Below are 18,994 nucleotides of genomic sequence, written 5' to 3'. Positions count from 1 at the left end.
TAAACACTATTTTCATTGTGAATTTTGAATTGCTTATTTCAGTCGCGCCCACCCTTAGGGTTACGATATAAATATGGCAACTATTGAAATCTTAGGCTTTCCACACGCCTACGAGCTGACAGCTCCCACATCCTGCCCAGATGCTTTAGTATTTATTCACGGTTGGCTTAATAGCCGTGGATACTGGCAACCTGTGATTTCTCGCTTGTCTGTTGAGTTTCAGTGTCTGTCTTATGATTTACGAGGCTTTGGAGGGTCTCAGTCTCAGCTAGAAACTGATTTTCATCGCGGATCAAGTTCTGCCAGTTTATCTGCTCAGTCTCTTCAGGATATTAATTTATCTTTTGATTCTCTCTATACACCAGCAGCTTATGCTCAAGATTTGGCAACCCTGTTGGAACAACTAAATATTACCAGTGCTTGGCTTGTAGGTCATTCATTGGGAGGTACGATCGCTCTATGGGCAGCTGCTCAAATTCCTCAACGGATTAAGGGTGTCATTTGTATTAACGCAGGTGGCGGTATTTACCTGAAAGAAGCGTTTGAACAGTTCCGTGTGGCAGGGCAAAGATTTTTACAAGTCCGTCCTCGTTGGTTGTCCCAATTACCTCTAATTGACTTATTATTCACCAGAGCTAGTGTATCTCGTCCCTTAGATCGTCAATGGGCGCGTCAGCGTGTTGTAGATTTTGTGGTAGCTGACCCGGAAGCAGCTTTAGGGGCGTTGCTAGATTCCACAACAGAGGAAGAAGTTAACCGATTACCAAAGTTAGTATCTCAGTTAAAGCAGCCAGTTTATTTTCTGGCTGGCACTGATGATAAGGTGATGGAACCCAAGTATGTTCGCCATTTAGCGAGTTTTCATCCACTTTTCCAATACTGTGGTGATAACGTGATTGAAATTCCTGATTGTGGACATCTGGCAATGTTAGAACAGCCAGATGCGGTTGCTAGTCATATTAAGTCATTAGTCATTGGTCATTAGTCATTGGTCATTGGTCAACGATAAAGGTTGTGTCTATGGACAACTGACAACTAACTACTGATATAACTTCATCACTTGGCTAAGACTGAGGCGCGACTCTACGCCTAAAGTGATGGGGGATATATGATTCCGTGATAAGTGGTCTGCGGCTGCACAAGCTATCATGGCGGCGTTATCGGTACAGAATTTTAGGGGGGGGAAGAGGACGCGGAGATTATTTGCGGTGGCTGCTGCTTGTAAGTGCTGTCTCAAACCACTATTAGCGGCTACCCCTCCACCTACGGCAATAGTATCTAGACCATAGTCTAAAGCACAGGCGATCGCTCTCTTGGTTAATGCCTTGGCTACTGTCGCCTGAAAGCTGGCGGAAATGTCCTCTATAGGCAATGGATCTCCATCCCTCTCTAATTGCTGCACTAAACGCAGTACAGCCGTCTTTAAGCCGCTAAAACTGCCATCATAGGGATGATATCCCCCACCAGGTAAGGACACTTTTCCTTCCGGCAAAGCAAAGGCTTGAGGATTACCTGTTTGCGCTAGTTTATCAATGACTGGGCCACCAGGATAACCTAGCTTCAATAGCCTAGCTACCTTGTCAAAAGCTTCACCGGCAGCATCATCACGAGTTTCACCCAGGCTTTCGTACCTACCACATTCCTTAACGTAAATTAAGCTTGTATGTCCCCCAGAAACCAGTAAGCTAAGAAAAGGGGGATCTAAAGTTGGCTCACTCAAATAAGTCGCGTAGATGTGACCTTCAAGGTGATGAACTCCCAAAAATGGTTTATTGTGTAAGATTGCTAAAGTTTTTGCAGCAGTTAGCCCCACTAATAGCGCTCCTACAAGTCCAGGCGCACAAGTGGCAGCGATCCCATCGATTTTATCCCAACCTAGTTGAGCTTGATCCATCGCTTGAGCGATCGCGCCATTTATCGTTTCCAAGTGCGCTCGTGAGGCTACCTCCGGTACCACTCCACCATATTGCTGGTGGACTGGAATTTGTGAAGCTATGATACTGCTGCAAACTTGACGATTGTTAACAATTGCCACGGCAGTTTCATCACAGCTAGTTTCGATTGCTAAAACAGTTGTCATTGCTACGAAGAAGTAATGAGTGCTGAGTCCTGAGTCCTGAGTTTCCGGGTATGAGGTCTAAAATAATTTTCCCTAATCATGAGAAATTTTACTCAGCACTTACTACTCGGTACTCAGCACTCTCTAAAGATTTGTTTGAGAAGCTTTAACTTTTATTTACTTAAACTTTACTCGATTCCCGCGCAAGAGTATGATGACTTGCTAGTTAAGCAAATCAAGAATGTACAAGCCGCTTCGTTTTGTACAAAAAACTTTTTCTTGTGTAATAAAAGGAAACAAATCCATGCGTCGATTGTTTGCTTTGATTTTAGTGATTTGTCTGTCATTCAGTTTCGCTCCCCCAGCCAAAGCCCTGGGAGCTGATCTGACACCTTGTGCAGAAAATCCCGCATTTCAAGCACTGGCAAAAAATGCCCGCAATACTACAGCAGACCCCCAATCAGGACAAAAACGTTTTGAGCGTTATTCTCAAGCGCTTTGTGGTCCAGAAGGCTATCCTCACCTGATTGTTGATGGTCGTCTTGATCGTGCTGGTGATTTTCTAATTCCCAGCATTCTCTTCCTCTACATTGCCGGTTGGATTGGTTGGGTAGGTCGTGCTTACCTACAAGCAATCAAAAAGGACTCAGATACTGAACAAAAAGAGATCCAACTCGATTTGGGTCTTGCACTACCCATTATCGCTACCGGCTTTGCTTGGCCAGCAGCCGCAGTTAAAGAACTTCTTTCTGGAGAATTAACTGCTAAGGACTCTGAAATTACTGTTTCTCCCCGCTAATTCCACCTAATCAATTCTTTCGTTTGGAGAATAAATCATGGCAGACAAAGCTGACCAATCTAGCTACCTAATTAAATTCATTTCCACAGCACCAGTTGCGGCTACTATCTGGCTGACAATCACAGCTGGGATTTTGATTGAATTCAATCGCTTTTTTCCAGACCTACTTTTCCATCCCTTACCATAATTTGATACAGGGATTTTAAGACAGTTTAATCTGTTGTTTTTAGCCTATTTTGTGTGATTAATTTGCTTGATTAACTTAGTAAAATTATCACTCAAATAGGCAGTAAAAATCATTTCTGGAAACTCGTAAAGCTAGAATTAGCTTACGAGTTTTATAATTTTAAGTAATCTAAATTAATTTTTCTAAACTTATCGAATAAAAAACGTCTTTAGCTACAATTATTATTAATATAAAAATGCCACCATTGTATTTTTGAGGCAAACATAAAATATGGCGCAAGCAGTAGACGCATCAAAAAATCTCCCCAATGACCCCAGAAATCGGGAAGTGGTTTTTCCAGCAGGACGCGATCCTCAATGGGGCAACCTAGAAACCCCGGTTAACGCTTCTCCATTAGTCAAGTGGTTTATTAACAACCTACCCGCCTATCGCCCAGGTCTCACCCCTTTTAGACGTGGATTAGAAGTAGGTATGGCTCATGGTTACTTTCTTTTTGGCCCCTTTGCCAAATTAGGCCCACTGCGGGATGCAGCTAATGCTAACTTAGCAGGTTTGTTAGGTGCTATAGGTTTGGTGGTGCTTTTCACACTCTCTCTGTCTTTGTACGCTAATAGCAATCCACCCAAGGCTCTTGCCAGTGTTACTGTACCCAATCCTCCGGATGCTTTCCAATCCAAAGAAGGCTGGAATAACTTTGCCAGTGCTTTCTTAATTGGTGGTATTGGTGGCGCAGTAGTCGCTTACTTTTTGACTACTAATCTTGCTTTAATTCAAGGTCTAGTAGGCTAATTTAGTTTTTCATCATTGGGGAGCCACTGCATTGTAGGGGTTCCCCTGATATTAGCTGTTGAATTGATTTGTGTACCATTTTATGATGAAAATAAGATAAGGACACAAAAGAAAACCCTCATCTTCCCTGTGTGTCCTTAGTAATGATTATTTGGTTAAAGAAATGCTTGGCTTTGATTTTATAGGATATCGATTATCCAAATAAGGCTACTTCGATAGCCTGGAGTGCAGCTTCAAAATTGTCATTCACAATTTGAATATCAAATTCATCCGCAGCTTGAATCTCTTCTTTGGCACGCTGTAAGCGACGCGTAATCGCTTCCTCTGAGTCCTGTCCACGTCCCCGAATCCGTTTTTCCAACTCTTCAAAGGAAGGCGGCAGAATAAAAATACTCAAAGCCTCAGGAAAAGAAGCACGAACTTGTCTTGCTCCTGCTAATTCAATTTCCAGTACAACTAACTTACCAGATTGAACTTGGTTCAGTACAGCTTCACGAGGAGTGCCATAATAATTACCCGCAAATTCTGCGGATTCAAGAAATTCACCTTGAGCAATTAATTCTTCAAACTTACTGCGGCTAACAAAGTAATAGCTTTCGCCATTTACTTCCCCAGGACGGGGAGGACGAGTTGTTGCAGATACAGAGTAATAAAGTTCCGGATGACGCTGGAGGAGCGATCGCATTAAAGTACCTTTACCGACCCCACTAGGCCCGGTTAAAACAATCAGCTTGCCCGACGACGGATTTTTTTTGGTAGTAGCACAATTCTGGATGGATAAAACTTGCATCATCCGTTAAACCTGTGAATTAATCAAGAAACATCATTCATTAGATAAGTTAGTAATTTAATCTAATCTACGTTACCAGCGCAAACATTAACTAACGAATTTGTAGCACGAGTGACAGAAAACTTGTCTAATTCACATAGTACTGCTGATGTGGTGGAAATATGGGCGGGTTTTTACTCCTTCCCCCAACTAATTTTCTACACTCTGATGCTCGCGGGAAATGACGAACCGATTTGCTACCGTTTCCGGTTGAATCGCCGACAAAATTACGTGGCTGGAATCAGTGATAATTACAGCTCTGGTTCTGCGACCATAAGTCGCATCAATTAACTGATTTTTGTCCCTAGCATCGGTGATGATCCGCTTGATAGGTGCTGATTCCGGACTAACAATGGCAACTACTCGGTTAGCAGATACAATGTTGCCAAAACCGATATTAATTAACTGTATTTCCATAAAAAAACTGACACCTTATGTGGTGTACTAAACTAAAGAGGATTGTATTCTCATGTTATCCCGAAAAAATAAGAGTTACAACGCATTACATTTAGCCACGTTGAGTTTTTATCTGACCCAAGCTTTTTTTAGCTATTTATTAGTCAAATTTACTTAAAATATTCCCAAAGACACAGGCGCTAACCAATCAACAAGAGCTAGTGCCAAGTTGACAGTACAAATACTATCTAAAGGTAATTGATGACGACTTTCCTCTTCCCCAAGATTTGAATATCTTGGGGGAAATGTCTAAGGTAAGTGATATCTACGACAAAAATAAGCTGAACAAGATAGACGTTTACAGCAACTTGATAGAAGATTGGTCTCTAATAACTACTCTCGCTCCCTATCTTTTTGAATTTTGAATTTTGAATTTTGAATTGTTAACTCTTCCCATTTTTGTCGCAGTTGATTTAAGTTAGGCTTTTGACCACCATACCGCCAGCCAACATAGGCTTGACAAATCTCGTCGATAACTTGGGCGGTGGTACTTCCATGATGGTGATAGGATACTTGGGCATACTCTAAGGGTGTTTGGGCTGGATGTTTACCCAAACCTTTTTTAGCTGTCCATTGCAGCATTTGTTGATAAAGGCTTTCCATTGGTGGTAGTTGACGTAATCGGCGATGGTTACGCCATTCTCTCCACTGTGTCCAACCTAACCAACCAAAGAAAGCGGTTGTCGTTCCTACAAGTAAGCCAGTTAATACACCAAACCAACCTTGAGTAAACAGAGTAAAGAACCAAGCGATCGCCTTACCAATCCAACTAAATAATGTCCCAAATATAGTATTAAACAAACCTGTCACCGGAGTAGGCAACCATCCAGCCACCCATTGCCAAAATTGCCGCAATACACTAAAGGTCTGCACATCTTCAACTGAAGGCGGAATCAGGGGATGATTGGGAATTGGGTCGAAAGTAAACCAACCATATTTAGGAAAATACACTTCTGTCATTGCGTAAGCATCAGTGTTACGTACAACATACATCCCTGTAAATGGATTGAATTCCCCCGCACTGAACCCAGCCACTAACCGCGCGGGGATACCAATAGACCGTAGCATTACCGTCAGAACTGTGGAGAAGTGGTCTGGATAACCACCTTTATGTTTGAACAAAAACGCTTCTACTAAATCTTCCTTTTCTCCCAAATACGGCAATCCTAAAGGATTTTCGGGGATGGAATAGTTTTGTTTGAGGTATTGCGCTAAATAAAGCGCCTTCTCATAGTCGGAATCCAAAGTCTTTTGAGTTTGCGATTTCCAGACCAGTTGTTGATCGTAATCGGCTAAAATTTCTTCGGTACGTTGCTTAACTTTAGACGCAATTTCTGGAGGAATTTGTAGATAATAATTTTTGATGCTATCGGGATAATCGTTAGTAGCTTTTCCCAGTAAAGTGCGATCGCGGTAAGGTACGTCGGAAATAACTGTATAGGTCAAATCTTCAGATAAACCTACAGGTGCGCGTAACCCACCTTCTTTATCAACAGCAATCATCGGTGTGGGAAAGTAAACTTCCCTGGGATAAGACATAGCGGGAATCAGGTTAGGCAAATCCGACACTACAGTGTAAGTCTGCACTACTTCCCTAGTTTTGCCAGATATTGGCGGTGGTGATAAATATATTTGATAAGACCAAGGCGATCGCCTTAGGGTTGTCACATCATCATTACGGGAAATATCCCAACCCTTACCTGTATAACGGTCAAAAGCCAAAACTCGCCAAAATCCCTCAGCTTGCGATCGCACCCGCATCACTACCTTGGGTTTCATCTCTCCCCGCAGGTTTTGGTTAATTTGGTTATTGAACCCGTAATAGAAGCTATCATCTACCTTTCCTGGTTGACCATTTCCGCGTTGTTCATTTTCACCACGACCATTACCTTGATTGTCAGCATTACCTTGGCGAACATAACCAGGATTAATAATGCTGCGGCCAGTAAAACTTTGGTTGACCTCGATAGGTGAACTCACAGGAAAAGTCCGCAGTTGATAGCCAGGGAATCGGGGTAACAAGGCAAAGACTACCAAGCCTAACCCCACAACCACACCAAACAATAAAAAATAAGTAGGTAAACCAGAGGATAATTTAGTTTCTTTTGACTTTTGACTTTTGACTTTTGAATTCCCCAACCCCAATTGGGAACGGTAATTCATAACTAAAGTGGGGATGGCGATCGCTAAAAACAATAATAAAACAGGTGCGAATGCCAGGGTTTGGCTTAATGTTGCGGCCACACCCAACAAAATCAACCCAATCACAATTGAATAACCCAAGTCTTTGCGACGAGGTACATCAAAACTGTGGAGGACTTGTAATTGAATTAATAACTCAGCTAAAGCCAACCGCGTATCATTTAATTCGCCAAATAATCGCCCAAAGAAAGCTCCCAGCGCGATTAACATTCCCATAGCAATGCAAAACTTGATGGGAATATTGGGTTTGCGGCGATGATAATAACCCCAAACTGTTCCAACTACACTTATGGGTATTGCCCAGAAACTAAATGTAGTCCCTGCGGCAATATCCATAGCCACAATTCCAGTAATTACCAACGCTAGCACTAGTACCCGCAGCGAGATGGAATTTTCTACTTCCATCAAAGGCGAACCCTGGTGATTTTGTCCCCAATCAAGACTTACAGGTAAACGCCAAAATTGATTCATCCTGGTTAATTTAAACATTTCTATTGTCAGTCAAGAAATAAAGTAGATGCTTATAGATACAAACTTTCGGGAAGTTCCTCTAAGAAAGCAGGAACTCCCCGAAAGTAACTTTTGGGAGTATAGGTAAGTTGTAAATTTTCATTCTCGCTGCGGGTTATCGTAGAAGCCCTAATGACCCTTGATTGAGAAAAATATTGACCATGAAACCACCTATTGGCACTAATCAACCATCAGTTGAAAGAGGTACAAAAGCTAATGCTAGAAGATGTACTACCTCCAGCTTCTTTCTACCTTCATCTCTATTGTGCTAGCGGTGGTAATTTCAGCTATGTCGCGGGATTAATGACAAACAGCAATGGTTGCTGATCGAGTTCGGGGCAATCAACCTCTAATGTATAAGATGGTTGGAGTTGTTTACAGGTTAACTCTACACTCAAACATCCTGGGCTTGATGACTGGGCGATCGCAATACTGCCATTACCTTGGAGTGTCAAAATACCTTGAGTAGGTAAATCACTGTGGACAACTAACTGGGTAACATCACCTTTGGCGTAGTATTCTACCCGCAAAGTTAAAGCACCAAGGCTAGTCAGCCAAAGTCTTTCTACCACTGGTTGAGTGGCTGACACTGGCAAAGTTAAGTTAGCTAGCAACTGTTTAGCAGCCAACAAAGACAACGCCATTTGTTGACGAGAGTCTAAATCTGCATAATCACTCTGAATATTAGGCATTGTATCCAGACTTTCTGGCGATCGATAGTTGGTTCGCAGTACTAACCCAGCTAAGTCATTGATTGTTTGTGACTCGTTAGGGAAGAAACCTTCCACTACCTGAACTAATTTTGCGCCTAAGGGCAGTGAAGATGCCACCATTTGCTGACACTTTTCCAAGATTTCTTGGAAAACTCTTTCTGGTAGATTCACCGGTAGATTCAGTTTTGTTTGCTGGGCTAACCATCCCCAATTAGGAGCTAAAGCCAATGATGGCTCTTCTATATAATCTGGGTAATCAACTATTTGGCTTTCCCAGGGGAATAGAGGTGGGTGGTTTTCGATGTGAATCTGTAAACGACGCTTGATTACGGCTTGAAAACGTTCTTGCACAGTAGGAATTTCTCCTAATCAAAAGGTTTGGGGCTGCCTTTTCAAATTATGCTTACCTCATTTGTGAAGTAGCAAGTTGAAGAGGATTTCCCCGTCGATTCCTTGACAACTTTCCCTACTATTCTCGTGTTTGTTGACAGTGGATGCCAACAAACCGAGTAAGTACTGTTGCAAAGATTCTGAGTCACTATTCATGAGTAGATGCACTTGATCCGGACACTAGGGAATTACGAATTTCCCAAGCTTGTTCTAAAATCTTAAACCACCGTTTCTGTAGTTGTGCCATTGATAACCCTAAAGTTTTGGCAATTTTTTCATCTGGTTGACCTTGTTGTTTCAAATCTAATAGAGACCTTTGTTTGTCGTCTAGCTCTGCTGTGTAAGCTTCCCATTGTTGAGGAGTCAAACCCAAATTAGTATTTAAGGAAGCTTCTAACCATTCGTGGACTAATTCCCAGCGATGTAGCAAAGCGAACCGAATCAAATGATACTTGAAGCGTTGCTGTAAGTAATCTCGCTGACGTGGAGTTAAACCTAAAACGTTCTCAATTTCTTGAGCTGACATATCCTGAAGACGTAAAGAAAAGTAATCAGCACAGTCAGATTGTTGTTTCTGCTCCAGATAGTCCATTAATTCTGTAATCACTACAGAACGTAAGGTGTCTTCTTCTGGTTCTGGTTCTGGTTGGGTAGCCATTGCAGAGCGTAAGCGCTGTACTGCTGGTTCTTCCCATGTACCATCACCATCATTAGAGCTACCTTCGGCGGCTTGTTCAATATCGACGTTGGTTTCTGGTGGTTGCTGTTGGGAGAAAGTTTGCGCCCGCAGGATAATCAATTGTTGTTGTCTTCCGGGTAAAGGAATCCGGCGCTTACCATAGCGCTCGGTAAATGCCATATACTCTGCCAACTCTAGAAGAGTTTGGGGACGGTAGGTAGGGCCGAGTTGATTTTCGCGGCGAAAAGCGTTTAATGCTTCTAAATAAAAACTTTGTAAGAAATCTTCTATAATAGTCAGCCGCCCTTGGTAACTTAATTGGCGCTGAGGGGGATTAATGTAACGATAAATAATAGCGCTGAGTGTGCTGTGTAGCTCGACTCTGCCTCGGTTAGAACCTTGTTGATAATATCTCAAACATTGTTGTAGCCGATGCTTGGCTAGGGTCATGGCTGAACTTTCTACAGCACCAGAAGCTTGAATCCGTTTACTTTCGGTACAAATTCGGTATACTTCTGTAGTGATACGATTTGCTACATCATGACAATTCTGGTCGGAAGCTTTGGTAAACTGTTTTAGCTCTTTGTAAATCAGTTTGAAGATGACCTCTGTACCAAAAGAGTTTTCTTCCAGAAGATTTGCGGTTGGAATAGTTGCTGTTGCGGCTGAATTCATAGTCTCGACTTTCACTAGACCCTAACAATAAACTTACATACAACCTGTGACGACTGCGGGTACTGGCTTTATGGTTTTGCGGATAAACTAAACGCATACCAATTTGTAATGAGGATGTGGTTGATTTTATTATTCCCAACTGTAGTGGGAGAGATCACATTTTGATAAATGTTATTGCCATTACCCAGGAGCCGTTGACAAGTAATTATGGATTTAGAAGCACAAATACAATTGCTGATTAACAATGCACCCAATGATGGCGTTACACCACATCTTGTTGCAGCAATTGCTCCTTTGCTTGTGGCGATCGCTCAAAAGTTGCGTCACACCCAGTACTACATTCTTCAAGATTCAGAAGGTAGCTGGGTCTTGACTACATTGAGCAATCGAGCAAACCCAGGAATCGAAAAGCGTGTTGTTTACGCTTTCCCTACCATACAGGATGTTTCTCTAATCTCACCTGCTGGGCTAGACCCTCACATTAGTGGCATGATCACCCCAGTTACCCACATTTTGTTCCAATTGGTGGCTTTAGAACCCGTAGATAGTATCGTTTTTTTGGAAACACCGGGTAAGACCACTCACACCTTTGAGTTACGTCGTCGTGATTTCCAGAAACGCATACAGCAACAGTTAAAAAAACAGCGATCGCCTAAACCTATACCCCCAGATATTGCCTAAAAAAATTTTGGATGTGGGATTTTTTCAATACATCCCACATCCAAAATTGCAAATGTCAACAATCGCTAATTTAAAATCGAAAATTTTAAAATTGACTAATATAATCGGCTTAGTGTGTATTCAGCTATGTTGATTAGTGCTTGATGAGATTCCGAAGTTGGCAGAGTCGTTAGATGCTCAATTGCTAACTTGGTGTGGTGAGCAGCTAAATCTCTTGCTTTCTGTATGCCTTGACTATGTTGGATGAGTTCTAGTGCTTGTTCTAAATCTCCTTCTTGGGCAAACTCTCGTTCAATCAGCACTTCTAGGTATGGTTTTTCCGCTAGAGCAAATAAAACCGGTGCGGTGAGATTGCCACTTTTGAGATCAGACCCAGCCGGTTTACCAAGAGTGTCTGTGGTGCTGGTGAAATCTAAAATGTCATCGACAATCTGAAATGCTATGCCCAAGTGACGACCATAGGCGTAGAGATGTTCGGCAGTTTCTGGGGAAACTTCGCTCAATAAACCAGCAGCTTTAGAGCTGTTAGCAATTAAGGAAGCTGTCTTGTAGTAGCTCTTCTCGATATAGTTCTCGATGGAAATACTCGCGTCAAAGCGGTTCAGCCCTTGCTGAATTTCTCCAGTAGCCAAATCCATAATGACTTCTGAGAGAAGCTTCACCACCTGCAAATTGTCCAAGTTTGCTAAATACCAGGAAGATTGAGCAAATAAGAAATCTCCTGCTAGGATGGCAATTCGATTACCAAACAAACTGTGAACGGTGGGTACGCCTCGCCGTACTTCAGATTCATCTACCACGTCGTCGTGTACTAAGCTGGCCGTATGAATCATTTCTGTAATCTCGGCTAGCCGTCGGTGACGCGGCGTAATATCTTGCTCTAACATTGTTGCTCTTGATATCAGCAGCACGATTGCTGGTCTGATACGCTTTCCCCCAGCTCCGAATAAATGTTCGGCTGCCGCAAACAAAATGGGGTGGCGATTTCCAACTAGCTGTTTCAGGTTATCTGCTAGCATTCGCAGGTCTGCTTCCACAGGGGTAAACAGGGAGGTGGCTGGGGTCATGGATTGGCGGACTCTGACTTTGGTTACGAAAGTTTACATATCCTATACTCATTTTAAGATAAGCCTGTGCCTGTGCAAGGTTTTGCTTGGGATATTCTCATTTTCTCTGCTGGAATAAGGGATTAGGCACTGGAGATGGGGGATTGAGCAACAATTGTTGAATTTTGAATTGATTTTCCCCCTGTCCTGAATTTGTTAATCTCTACTGAACTTGACTGATGGCTACGTACTGACCATAAGAAAATTTATTTTGTAAAAAATTATACTTTTGCATGAATAGCAAAAAGTCCTTGTTGTCTTCAGATAATTCGTAGATCTTCAAAATCTGAGTTGCAGGATACATATCTTGAGTGGCCTGGAATACAACCCCAGATATACAGTCATTGTTTTCACTATTACTTCTTACACATTAGTTATTTTTAGGTTAAGACTAAGTTCTTCTAACCTCTGTGTAACCATCTAGAAATTTTGAAATTTAGCCTCAAAGTTGGCTTCAAAGTTTGAGTTGTTGTGTTACGCTAAAATGTAAGGATTTTAAATTTTTCAAGTATTCGCCGCACGAAATTAGATCACTTTTCAAGTGATATTAATTTTCTTGTGTGGTGAGTCGAAAATAGTGCATTGTCAAGATTAGAATCAAGAAAGTATTTTCTGGTCTCTTTTCTTGACGATCAGAACTCTTTATTTGGAGCTAGGCAACTCTCATGGGAGAAGTTGCTGCAAGTTTCGAGCTTGCGTTGAGCGTAAGCATGGCTCCCGATATAAGATGTCAGCAAAATTCACGCGGACTAGGTAGGCTGCTGAGACAAGATTTGTCAGTCACTATTTATTTTAGTGACCCAGATTTTGTCGGATGTATGGTCTGCAAAAATCAATTAAATAGTAAATCCGTTGGGCAAAGAGAATTAAAACTCTACGGAAAGGTTTGCCAATGCAAAATGTGGCCATCAAGAGTTAACTTGGTTGGTTAAAGTTTTGCTAATTTTATGCGATTTCATTATGTATTTGAAAAAGTGTGGGTGGCACAATGATTTACGGGAATATGCCTATGATGATTTTTATTTTAGCTTCTGGATACCTATTCACAGTTTATCTATTATTAGGATTAGCTAAACGAACTGGGAAAAAATCTAATATTAATAATCGATCTGTGGTGGCTACAAATAATAGTCAACAACAATTGTCTGTTTCACCTACGGTCACTGAGATAGCCAATAGTCAATAGTTATTAGTAATAATTTGAACTAGAGATTAGTGGTGCTAGAACTCTGATTATAAATTCGTAACACCCTACAGGAGCGCTGCGCCTAAACAATTCATTTAGGTAGTTATGCCATAAATAAATTTACGGACAAGTGCCTAAATACTCTACCGTGAAGCAAGAATTTCTAGTTAAACAGCAAGACGAGCTTCTATTTGTAGGGTAGTAATTACGAATTAGGAATGACGAATTATGCCAAATCCTGTTGAAGTTGGGAAACTGGTATGCCAGCAAAGTCCACGGCTTCAACTAAGGGGGTATAACCTAACCAATTTACTCCTGATTGAGAAAACTGTTGGGGACAACCACTAACGGCAAAGCGAGTTGGTAATGGTGGGTGAGTGTTGCTTAGTCCAAGTAAGTCTAATTCTTGGGTACAAGCTGTGACGACGTGAACAGCAGGGTCAATGATTTTGACTTGGGGAGGGAGGAGCGATCGCAGTACTGGCGCAAGCAAAGGATAATGGGTACAGCCATAAACTAAAGTATCAATATCTTGCTGAATTAGGGGTTCTAAATAAGCCCTAGCTACTTCTGTGGTGTAAGGGTCTTGAATACGGTTTTGTTCTATTAGGGGAACAAATTCCGGACAACCAACTTGCCAGACCTCGACATTGGGGTCTATTTCCCAAATTGCTTGACGATAGGCATTACTTTTGGCTGTAGCTGGAGTAGAAATTACGCCAATACGCTTACCTTGCTGTACTGCGGCTTTAGCCCCAGGGAGGATGACACCAAGAATGGGAAAGTCATATTCCTCACGAACGATATCTAAAGCGAGGGCAGAACTGGTATTACAAGCCATGACTACCATTTTGACGTGCTGCTGCCGCATCCAGTCAAGGATGTCACGCACAAACGTTAAAATCTCCGCTTGCGAGCGGATACCGTAAGGTAGTCTAGCTGTGTCACCAAAGTATATTACCGATTCATTGGGTAGTTGGCGATAGATTTGCCGCAGTACCGTTAACCCGCCTACACCACTATCAAATACGCCGATGGGGGCGCGTTGAGGTTCTTGTTCTGAGAAACCGTAAAGATTACCTTCAATGCTGGAAGATGAATACACAGGCAGATATTGTTAGAGATTTTGGAATATTAAAATACAGAATTTAACAGACAATTTACCAATTGACTACTAAATTCTGCATCTACACGCAGTTTACATACCACCTCTAGAGTGAGTAATTGAGACTAAATTTTGAACTTAATGAAAATTTTACTGTCTCTTTAAATATTGCAGGATACCACGAGCGATCGCATCTGCCATACGATTTTGGTATTCTGGTGAGCCTAGTCTGGGATTATCTTCCCTACCACTCATATAACCTGTTTCTACTAGAATCGATGGCATAGAACTCTTTCTCAGGACGTAGAACCGAGCTTTGCGTGTGCCACGGTCTTTGAGTGTGCCAATACTCTGGAGAATAGTCTTGCGGACTGTTTCGGCTAAAGCATAACCACTATCGTAGTAATATACTTCCAAGCCATTAACATCGGGGCGGCCATCTACAGAGTTGGCGTGAATACTGACAAACAAAGTCGCGTTGGCTCGTTCGGCAATATCTACCCGTCCCTGTAACTCTACGAAAAAGTCAGAATTTCTCGTCAAGACTGCTTGGACACCATTCTGTTCTAAAATAGCGGCTACTCTTAAACCAATGGGCAGGACTACATCTTTTTCTAGTAATCCACCCAAACCAGGAGCGCCAGAATCTTTACCACCATGTCCAGGGTCAATGACGACTAGAAGTCTTCCCCTGGGAACTGACCTGGGTATTGGTTGTGGGATATTTATGGGATTATCGATATTTGGATTGGGCAATTGACTGCGATTTGTTGATGGTAGGGGTGGTAAACCTACTGGTGGTATCAATTGCCGAGAAGATTGTAATTCTAGAGCTAAAATTTGGTTACTTACTTGATTAAGTTCTCCTATTTGCACTCCGGCTGCTGGTTGTACCAAAACAACTACCGTATCGGCTGCTTGGGGTTGCAGACGGACACGGAGGATAGGACTGTTAGCATTAAAAGCTGGGCCTGTAACTCTAGGAGATAGCTTGGCGTTATTGATAATGATGCGGTAGAGTCCAGAGGTTCTGTCCCAGCCACCTTTAGCTGTGACTGCTTGGTCAGAGCGAATTAAAAGTTGTGTACCATTATCACCTAGTTCCACCGCTTGAATAGTAGCTGGTGAGTTGGTATTTGCTGAAATGGTGTTGGGAGTATTATTTTGGGGTAAGTTGGCAATGCCTTTACTAGGGAGAAGCACAAATCCACCCACACTGCTAGTACTCACTCGCCAGTCAGGACTGTTTCTGTCCACCTGCATGGAGATACGTACAGTTTGCGTTGACAATTGCGTCAATTGGATACTGTTGACACCATAACGATTAATTGATATTTCTCTCTCGATGTTTGGCGATAAAGATGCGCCGGCAATGTTGATATTAATTACCCGATTATCATCTGTACGATTAACTTGAATTTGGGGAGTAGCACCACGGGTACGGATAAAAAATCCGTCGCCTGTAACTCGTAAGTTATCAATTTGAGTTACAGATGCAAGATTACCAATCGGTGCTTCTTTGGTAGTTGGGGTGACAGAGTAAACATTTCTGGGCGATAAAACCGAGGGTGTCTCCACTACGGTTTCCGAGGGAATGGTCGGTACTGGCTGCTGTGCAGTTTCTCTTGGCGATGCGACTCTTTCAACTGTTGGGGTAGGTAGCTGGACAGTCCAACGACTAGGACTGATACCGACAAATTTGACTTGTTGGGGGTCGAGAGTGTAACCAGGATTGAGTTCTACGACAATACGCGTAGTCTGTGGATCAAATTGTCCTACACGTATAGCCCGAACTGCACCACCTATTTGCTGTGTTGATGGGGGCTGACCAAATGTGGTTTCGGGTAAATCAATAACTAAACGTGTAGGGTTGAAAATCAGCTGCGCCTTGGGTTGTACAGCGCCATTAGTATTAATCTCTAAACGATTTTGGCTAGGGTCAAATCGCCAGGAGTCTAGCCTTGCTGCTAAAGCTGGTGACGATAATAAGAAGATGGTTCCAACCGTACCGGATAGTAACCAATGTAATTTCACAATCTTTTCTCCTGATGTGCGTTCATGAGAGCCGTTGAGACTCCAAAATGTTGGCTAATCCTCACACCATCACCGTTAAAACTTCAGCTTGACTGCAATAAAAATTTTGCGCTGGTATAAAAATACAACTAATGGCGACACATCTTAACACGCCCCTTTGATTTTGCCATGTCGTGAAGGCATAAGATCCAGGTTCAAAATATAAGGATGTGGTTAGTATTCACACAAAAGCTTGAGGAATAACAGGGATAGTGTGGCAATCAGGATGATGATAAGTTTGTGAATACTGACTGATTAACTATCGTCTGAGGTACTGAAGAATACCGCGAGCGATCGCATCTGCCATTTGTCTTTGGTAAGCTGGACTTTGCAGTTTACCATTATCATCTCTACCAGTTAAATACCCTGTTTCTACCAGGATAGAGGGCATAGAGCTTTTTCTGAGGACATAAAATCTGGCTCGACGTACTCCTCTATCTCGGACATTGACGTTTTGAAGAATGCTCCTATGAACTGCACGAGCTAAACCTAATCCACTATCGTAATAGTAAGTTTCCAAACCATTGACATCTGAACGATTCCCACCGATGGCGTTAGCGTGAATACTGACAAAGACATCAGCCCTAGCTCGTTCTGCCATTTGTACTCGTCCTGGTAGGCTGACAAAAAAGTCAGAATTTCTTGCCATCACCACTTGCACCCCATTTTGCTGTAAGACTTCGGCTATTCTTTGACTGATGGGCAAGATGATGTCTTTTTCCCGCACTCCACCAATACCAATGGCTCCTGGGTCTTTACCGCCGTGTCCGGGGTCGATGAATACAGATAATCTACCTTTGGGTACTGGTCGTGTCCCTGGTTGGGGTAAAGGGCGGGGATTGCTGGGATCTGGTAATTGCCCTTGGATGGGGGGTAAGGGGGGTGTGGTAGCGAGCCGACGTGAGCCTTGTAATTGCAGAGCTAAAAGTTGGTTGCCGACTTTGTTGAGTTGTCCAACTTGTACCCCAGCAGCTGGCTGGACGAGAACAACTACGGTGTTGGGTTCTTGTCTTTGCAGACGTATTCTGAGGATAGGACTATTAGCATTTAAACTTGGCCCGGTGACTTGGGGAGCTAACTGGGCGTTAGGAATAGTGATGCGGAATAGACCAGTATTTCTATCCCATCCACTGTTACCAGATACTGCTTGATCGGCTCTAATCAGTAGTTGTGTGCCATTACTGGAGAGATCAACTGACTCAATTGTAGCAATGGCACTGGTTGTAGGTATTCTGTCAGGTAAAGTCGAGGTGTTACCTTCGCCATAGTCATTATTGGGTAATCTAACTACACGACTAGGTAGAACTACTAAACCACCGGCATTACTGTTAGTTGCTCGCCAGTCTGGGCTATTTTTGTCTACCCGCAAGGTCATACGGACGCTTGGGGTTCTAGTTTGTAATGGCGTGAGTTCAACCCGGTTGACACCGTGTTTATTAACGGGGATATTTCTTGGGGTGCGTGGTGATAAAGTTGCCCCAGCAATATCCATAAAAATAGTAGCGCGATCGCGGCTGCGAATAACTTGAACTTGAGGATTGCCACCACTGGTGCGGACAAAAAAACCATCTCCAGTCACCTGCAAGCCTTCAATTTGTGTCGTTCCGGGTGCGGCGCTAATTGCATTATCAGAAAACTCTGGTCTTGTATTATTCGGTAACTCTGGCCTGGTGTTGTTGGGTAAATTTGGCCTGGTGTTGGAGTCAATAGTCACCACATTATAGGAGTTGTCTGGTGAAGACTCGGCTTGCTCTGATGTGGGTGTTGGTAACTGGACTGTCCAACGGCTAGCGGTCAGCCCGACAAATTTGATTTGCTGAGGGTCGAGAGTGTAACCAGGAGCCACTTCCACAACTATACGCGTGGTTTGCGGGTCAAATTGCCCTACGCGGACAGAGCGGATTCTACCACCGATTGGTTGTGTTAACTGCGATCGCCCAAATGTGACGTTTGGCAAATCTATTACTAACCGTGTGGGATTAAAAATTAGTTGCGCCCTTGGTTGGACTGCACCTGTAGTATTAATTTCTAAGCGGTTTTGATTGGCATCAAAGCGCCAAGAATTTAACCTCGTTGCTAATGCCGGCGACGATAGTAATAAAACAGTTCCAACAGTACCAGATAGTAACCAGTGTAATTTCACAATCCATTCTCCTGATTTGCATTCATGAGAGCCGTCAATGTCTCAACATATCGGCAATTTGTCACATTTTTGCCACCTGATCTTGAGCTTTGATCCGCTCTATCTTCCTGGGAATTTGGTATAAAAAGACAATATAATGGCTTTGAATATCAGTATTCCCTTAATTATTGCCGTACTATCAGAACACAACATTTTGGCTTTGAAGCATTAAATACAACATTAATAGCTCCATAATTTACGACATTCATTCAAAAGTTTTGGTGAGCGATCTTCGAGCTTACCAAAAAGTGGGAATTGAGTTATTTTATGACCAATAAATCAAATTTTTAAATAAACACTCCAACGATTTTGTAAACGGCTGTGGGGATAAAAAAGTTTCAAGGTGTAAGAGAAAAATATTATCATTCTTTGG

The 18,994-nt window shown here is 42.6% G+C and carries 16 protein-coding genes; 6 read left to right on the top strand and 10 right to left on the bottom strand.

Annotated elements, in window-relative coordinates; genetic code table 11:
- Positions 1 to 73 precede the first annotated feature (73 nt).
- Positions 74 to 985: an alpha/beta fold hydrolase gene (locus H6G14_RS12905; protein ID WP_190567791.1), complete on the top strand. Its 912-nt coding sequence runs from the start codon at positions 74 to 76 to the stop codon at positions 983 to 985.
- Between the two features lie 54 nt (positions 986 to 1,039).
- Here the strand turns inward: H6G14_RS12905 and tsaD are convergent, their stop codons facing one another.
- Positions 1,040 to 2,080: a tRNA (adenosine(37)-N6)-threonylcarbamoyltransferase complex transferase subunit TsaD gene (tsaD, locus tag H6G14_RS12900; protein WP_190567790.1), complete on the bottom strand. Its 1,041-nt coding sequence runs from the start codon at positions 2,078 to 2,080 to the stop codon at positions 1,040 to 1,042.
- Between the two features lie 283 nt (positions 2,081 to 2,363).
- Between tsaD and H6G14_RS12895 the strand changes: the two genes are divergently transcribed.
- The 3 genes from H6G14_RS12895 (at position 2,364) to H6G14_RS12885 (ending at position 3,834) form a co-directional block, all read left to right on the top strand.
- Positions 2,364 to 2,858, top strand: a complete 495-nt coding sequence (locus tag H6G14_RS12895; RefSeq protein WP_011318300.1) for a photosystem I reaction center subunit III — start codon at positions 2,364 to 2,366, stop codon at positions 2,856 to 2,858.
- Between the two features lie 37 nt (positions 2,859 to 2,895).
- Positions 2,896 to 3,045: a photosystem I reaction center subunit IX gene (psaJ, locus tag H6G14_RS12890; protein ID WP_010994285.1), complete on the top strand. Its 150-nt coding sequence runs from the start codon at positions 2,896 to 2,898 to the stop codon at positions 3,043 to 3,045.
- A 270-nt stretch (positions 3,046 to 3,315) separates the two neighbouring features.
- Positions 3,316 to 3,834, top strand: a complete 519-nt coding sequence (locus H6G14_RS12885; RefSeq protein ID WP_190567789.1) for a photosystem I reaction center protein subunit XI — start codon at positions 3,316 to 3,318, stop codon at positions 3,832 to 3,834.
- A gap of 193 nt (positions 3,835 to 4,027) precedes the next feature.
- Here H6G14_RS12885 and gmk read toward each other — a convergent pair whose 3' ends face one another.
- The 5 genes from gmk to hetZ form a co-directional block, all read right to left on the bottom strand.
- Positions 4,028 to 4,627, bottom strand: coding sequence for a guanylate kinase (gene gmk / locus H6G14_RS12880; RefSeq protein WP_190567788.1), 600 nt, complete (start codon positions 4,625 to 4,627; stop codon positions 4,028 to 4,030).
- 186 nt (positions 4,628 to 4,813) lie between these two features.
- Positions 4,814 to 5,080: an extracellular matrix/biofilm regulator RemA gene (gene remA / locus H6G14_RS12875; protein ID WP_010994282.1), complete on the bottom strand. Its 267-nt coding sequence runs from the start codon at positions 5,078 to 5,080 to the stop codon at positions 4,814 to 4,816.
- A gap of 372 nt (positions 5,081 to 5,452) precedes the next feature.
- Positions 5,453 to 7,792, bottom strand: a complete 2,340-nt coding sequence (locus tag H6G14_RS12870; RefSeq protein ID WP_190567787.1) for a transglutaminase TgpA family protein — start codon at positions 7,790 to 7,792, stop codon at positions 5,453 to 5,455.
- Between the two features lie 326 nt (positions 7,793 to 8,118).
- Positions 8,119 to 8,895: a heterocyst pattern formation protein PatU3 gene (gene patU3, locus H6G14_RS12865; protein WP_190567786.1), complete on the bottom strand. Its 777-nt coding sequence runs from the start codon at positions 8,893 to 8,895 to the stop codon at positions 8,119 to 8,121.
- A gap of 187 nt (positions 8,896 to 9,082) precedes the next feature.
- Complete coding sequence (gene hetZ / locus H6G14_RS12860; RefSeq protein ID WP_011318294.1) at positions 9,083 to 10,288, bottom strand: heterocyst differentiation protein HetZ; 1,206 nt, start codon at positions 10,286 to 10,288, stop codon at positions 9,083 to 9,085.
- A 207-nt stretch (positions 10,289 to 10,495) separates the two neighbouring features.
- Between hetZ and H6G14_RS12855 the strand changes: the two genes are divergently transcribed.
- A complete protein-coding gene (locus H6G14_RS12855) occupies positions 10,496 to 10,969 on the top strand; it encodes a hypothetical protein (protein WP_190567785.1) in 474 nt (157 codons plus the stop codon).
- 95 nt (positions 10,970 to 11,064) lie between these two features.
- Here the strand turns inward: H6G14_RS12855 and sds are convergent, their stop codons facing one another.
- Positions 11,065 to 12,036 carry a solanesyl diphosphate synthase gene (sds, locus tag H6G14_RS12850; protein ID WP_190567784.1) on the bottom strand — a complete coding sequence of 324 codons (972 nt, stop codon included), beginning with the start codon at positions 12,034 to 12,036 and terminating at the stop codon, positions 11,065 to 11,067.
- 1,027 nt (positions 12,037 to 13,063) lie between these two features.
- Here sds and H6G14_RS34330 point away from each other — a divergent pair.
- Positions 13,064 to 13,261 (top strand): hypothetical protein, encoded by a 198-nt coding sequence (locus H6G14_RS34330; protein ID WP_242053423.1) that lies wholly within the window; start codon positions 13,064 to 13,066, stop codon positions 13,259 to 13,261.
- A 226-nt stretch (positions 13,262 to 13,487) separates the two neighbouring features.
- On the opposite strand, the gene murI is transcribed toward H6G14_RS34330, so the two are convergent.
- From murI to H6G14_RS12835, 3 genes are all read right to left on the bottom strand, one after another.
- Positions 13,488 to 14,366 carry a glutamate racemase gene (gene murI / locus H6G14_RS12845; protein ID WP_190567783.1) on the bottom strand — a complete coding sequence of 293 codons (879 nt, stop codon included), beginning with the start codon at positions 14,364 to 14,366 and terminating at the stop codon, positions 13,488 to 13,490.
- A 150-nt stretch (positions 14,367 to 14,516) separates the two neighbouring features.
- Complete coding sequence (locus tag H6G14_RS12840) at positions 14,517 to 16,400, bottom strand: N-acetylmuramoyl-L-alanine amidase (protein ID WP_190567782.1); 1,884 nt, start codon at positions 16,398 to 16,400, stop codon at positions 14,517 to 14,519.
- Between the two features lie 298 nt (positions 16,401 to 16,698).
- Positions 16,699 to 18,582, bottom strand: a complete 1,884-nt coding sequence (locus tag H6G14_RS12835) for an N-acetylmuramoyl-L-alanine amidase (RefSeq protein ID WP_190567781.1) — start codon at positions 18,580 to 18,582, stop codon at positions 16,699 to 16,701.
- Between the last annotated feature and the right edge of the window lie 412 nt (positions 18,583 to 18,994).

This window comes from Nostoc parmelioides FACHB-3921 (assembly GCF_014696625.1).
Classification (GTDB): Bacteria; Cyanobacteriota; Cyanobacteriia; order Cyanobacteriales; family Nostocaceae; genus Trichormus; species Trichormus parmelioides.
Note: the sequence above shows the minus strand (reverse complement) of the source record. Positions and strands in the feature narration are given on the sequence as shown.

What these genes read in the sequence shown, in the direction of transcription:
- H6G14_RS12905 (WP_190567791.1), top strand. Translation starts at nt 74, where the DNA reads ATGGCAACTATTGAAATCTTAGGCTTTCCACACGCCTACGAGCTGACA.
- tsaD (WP_190567790.1), bottom strand. Translation starts at nt 2,080, where the DNA reads ATGACAACTGTTTTAGCAATCGAAACTAGCTGTGATGAAACTGCCGTG.
- H6G14_RS12895 (WP_011318300.1), top strand. Translation starts at nt 2,364, where the DNA reads ATGCGTCGATTGTTTGCTTTGATTTTAGTGATTTGTCTGTCATTCAGT.
- psaJ (WP_010994285.1), top strand. Translation starts at nt 2,896, where the DNA reads ATGGCAGACAAAGCTGACCAATCTAGCTACCTAATTAAATTCATTTCC.
- H6G14_RS12885 (WP_190567789.1), top strand. Translation starts at nt 3,316, where the DNA reads ATGGCGCAAGCAGTAGACGCATCAAAAAATCTCCCCAATGACCCCAGA.
- gmk (WP_190567788.1), bottom strand. Translation starts at nt 4,627, where the DNA reads ATGATGCAAGTTTTATCCATCCAGAATTGTGCTACTACCAAAAAAAAT.
- remA (WP_010994282.1), bottom strand. Translation starts at nt 5,080, where the DNA reads ATGGAAATACAGTTAATTAATATCGGTTTTGGCAACATTGTATCTGCT.
- H6G14_RS12870 (WP_190567787.1), bottom strand. Translation starts at nt 7,792, where the DNA reads ATGAATCAATTTTGGCGTTTACCTGTAAGTCTTGATTGGGGACAAAAT.
- hetZ (WP_011318294.1), bottom strand. Translation starts at nt 10,288, where the DNA reads ATGAATTCAGCCGCAACAGCAACTATTCCAACCGCAAATCTTCTGGAA.
- H6G14_RS12855 (WP_190567785.1), top strand. Translation starts at nt 10,496, where the DNA reads ATGGATTTAGAAGCACAAATACAATTGCTGATTAACAATGCACCCAAT.
- sds (WP_190567784.1), bottom strand. Translation starts at nt 12,036, where the DNA reads ATGACCCCAGCCACCTCCCTGTTTACCCCTGTGGAAGCAGACCTGCGA.
- H6G14_RS34330 (WP_242053423.1), top strand. Translation starts at nt 13,064, where the DNA reads ATGATTTACGGGAATATGCCTATGATGATTTTTATTTTAGCTTCTGGA.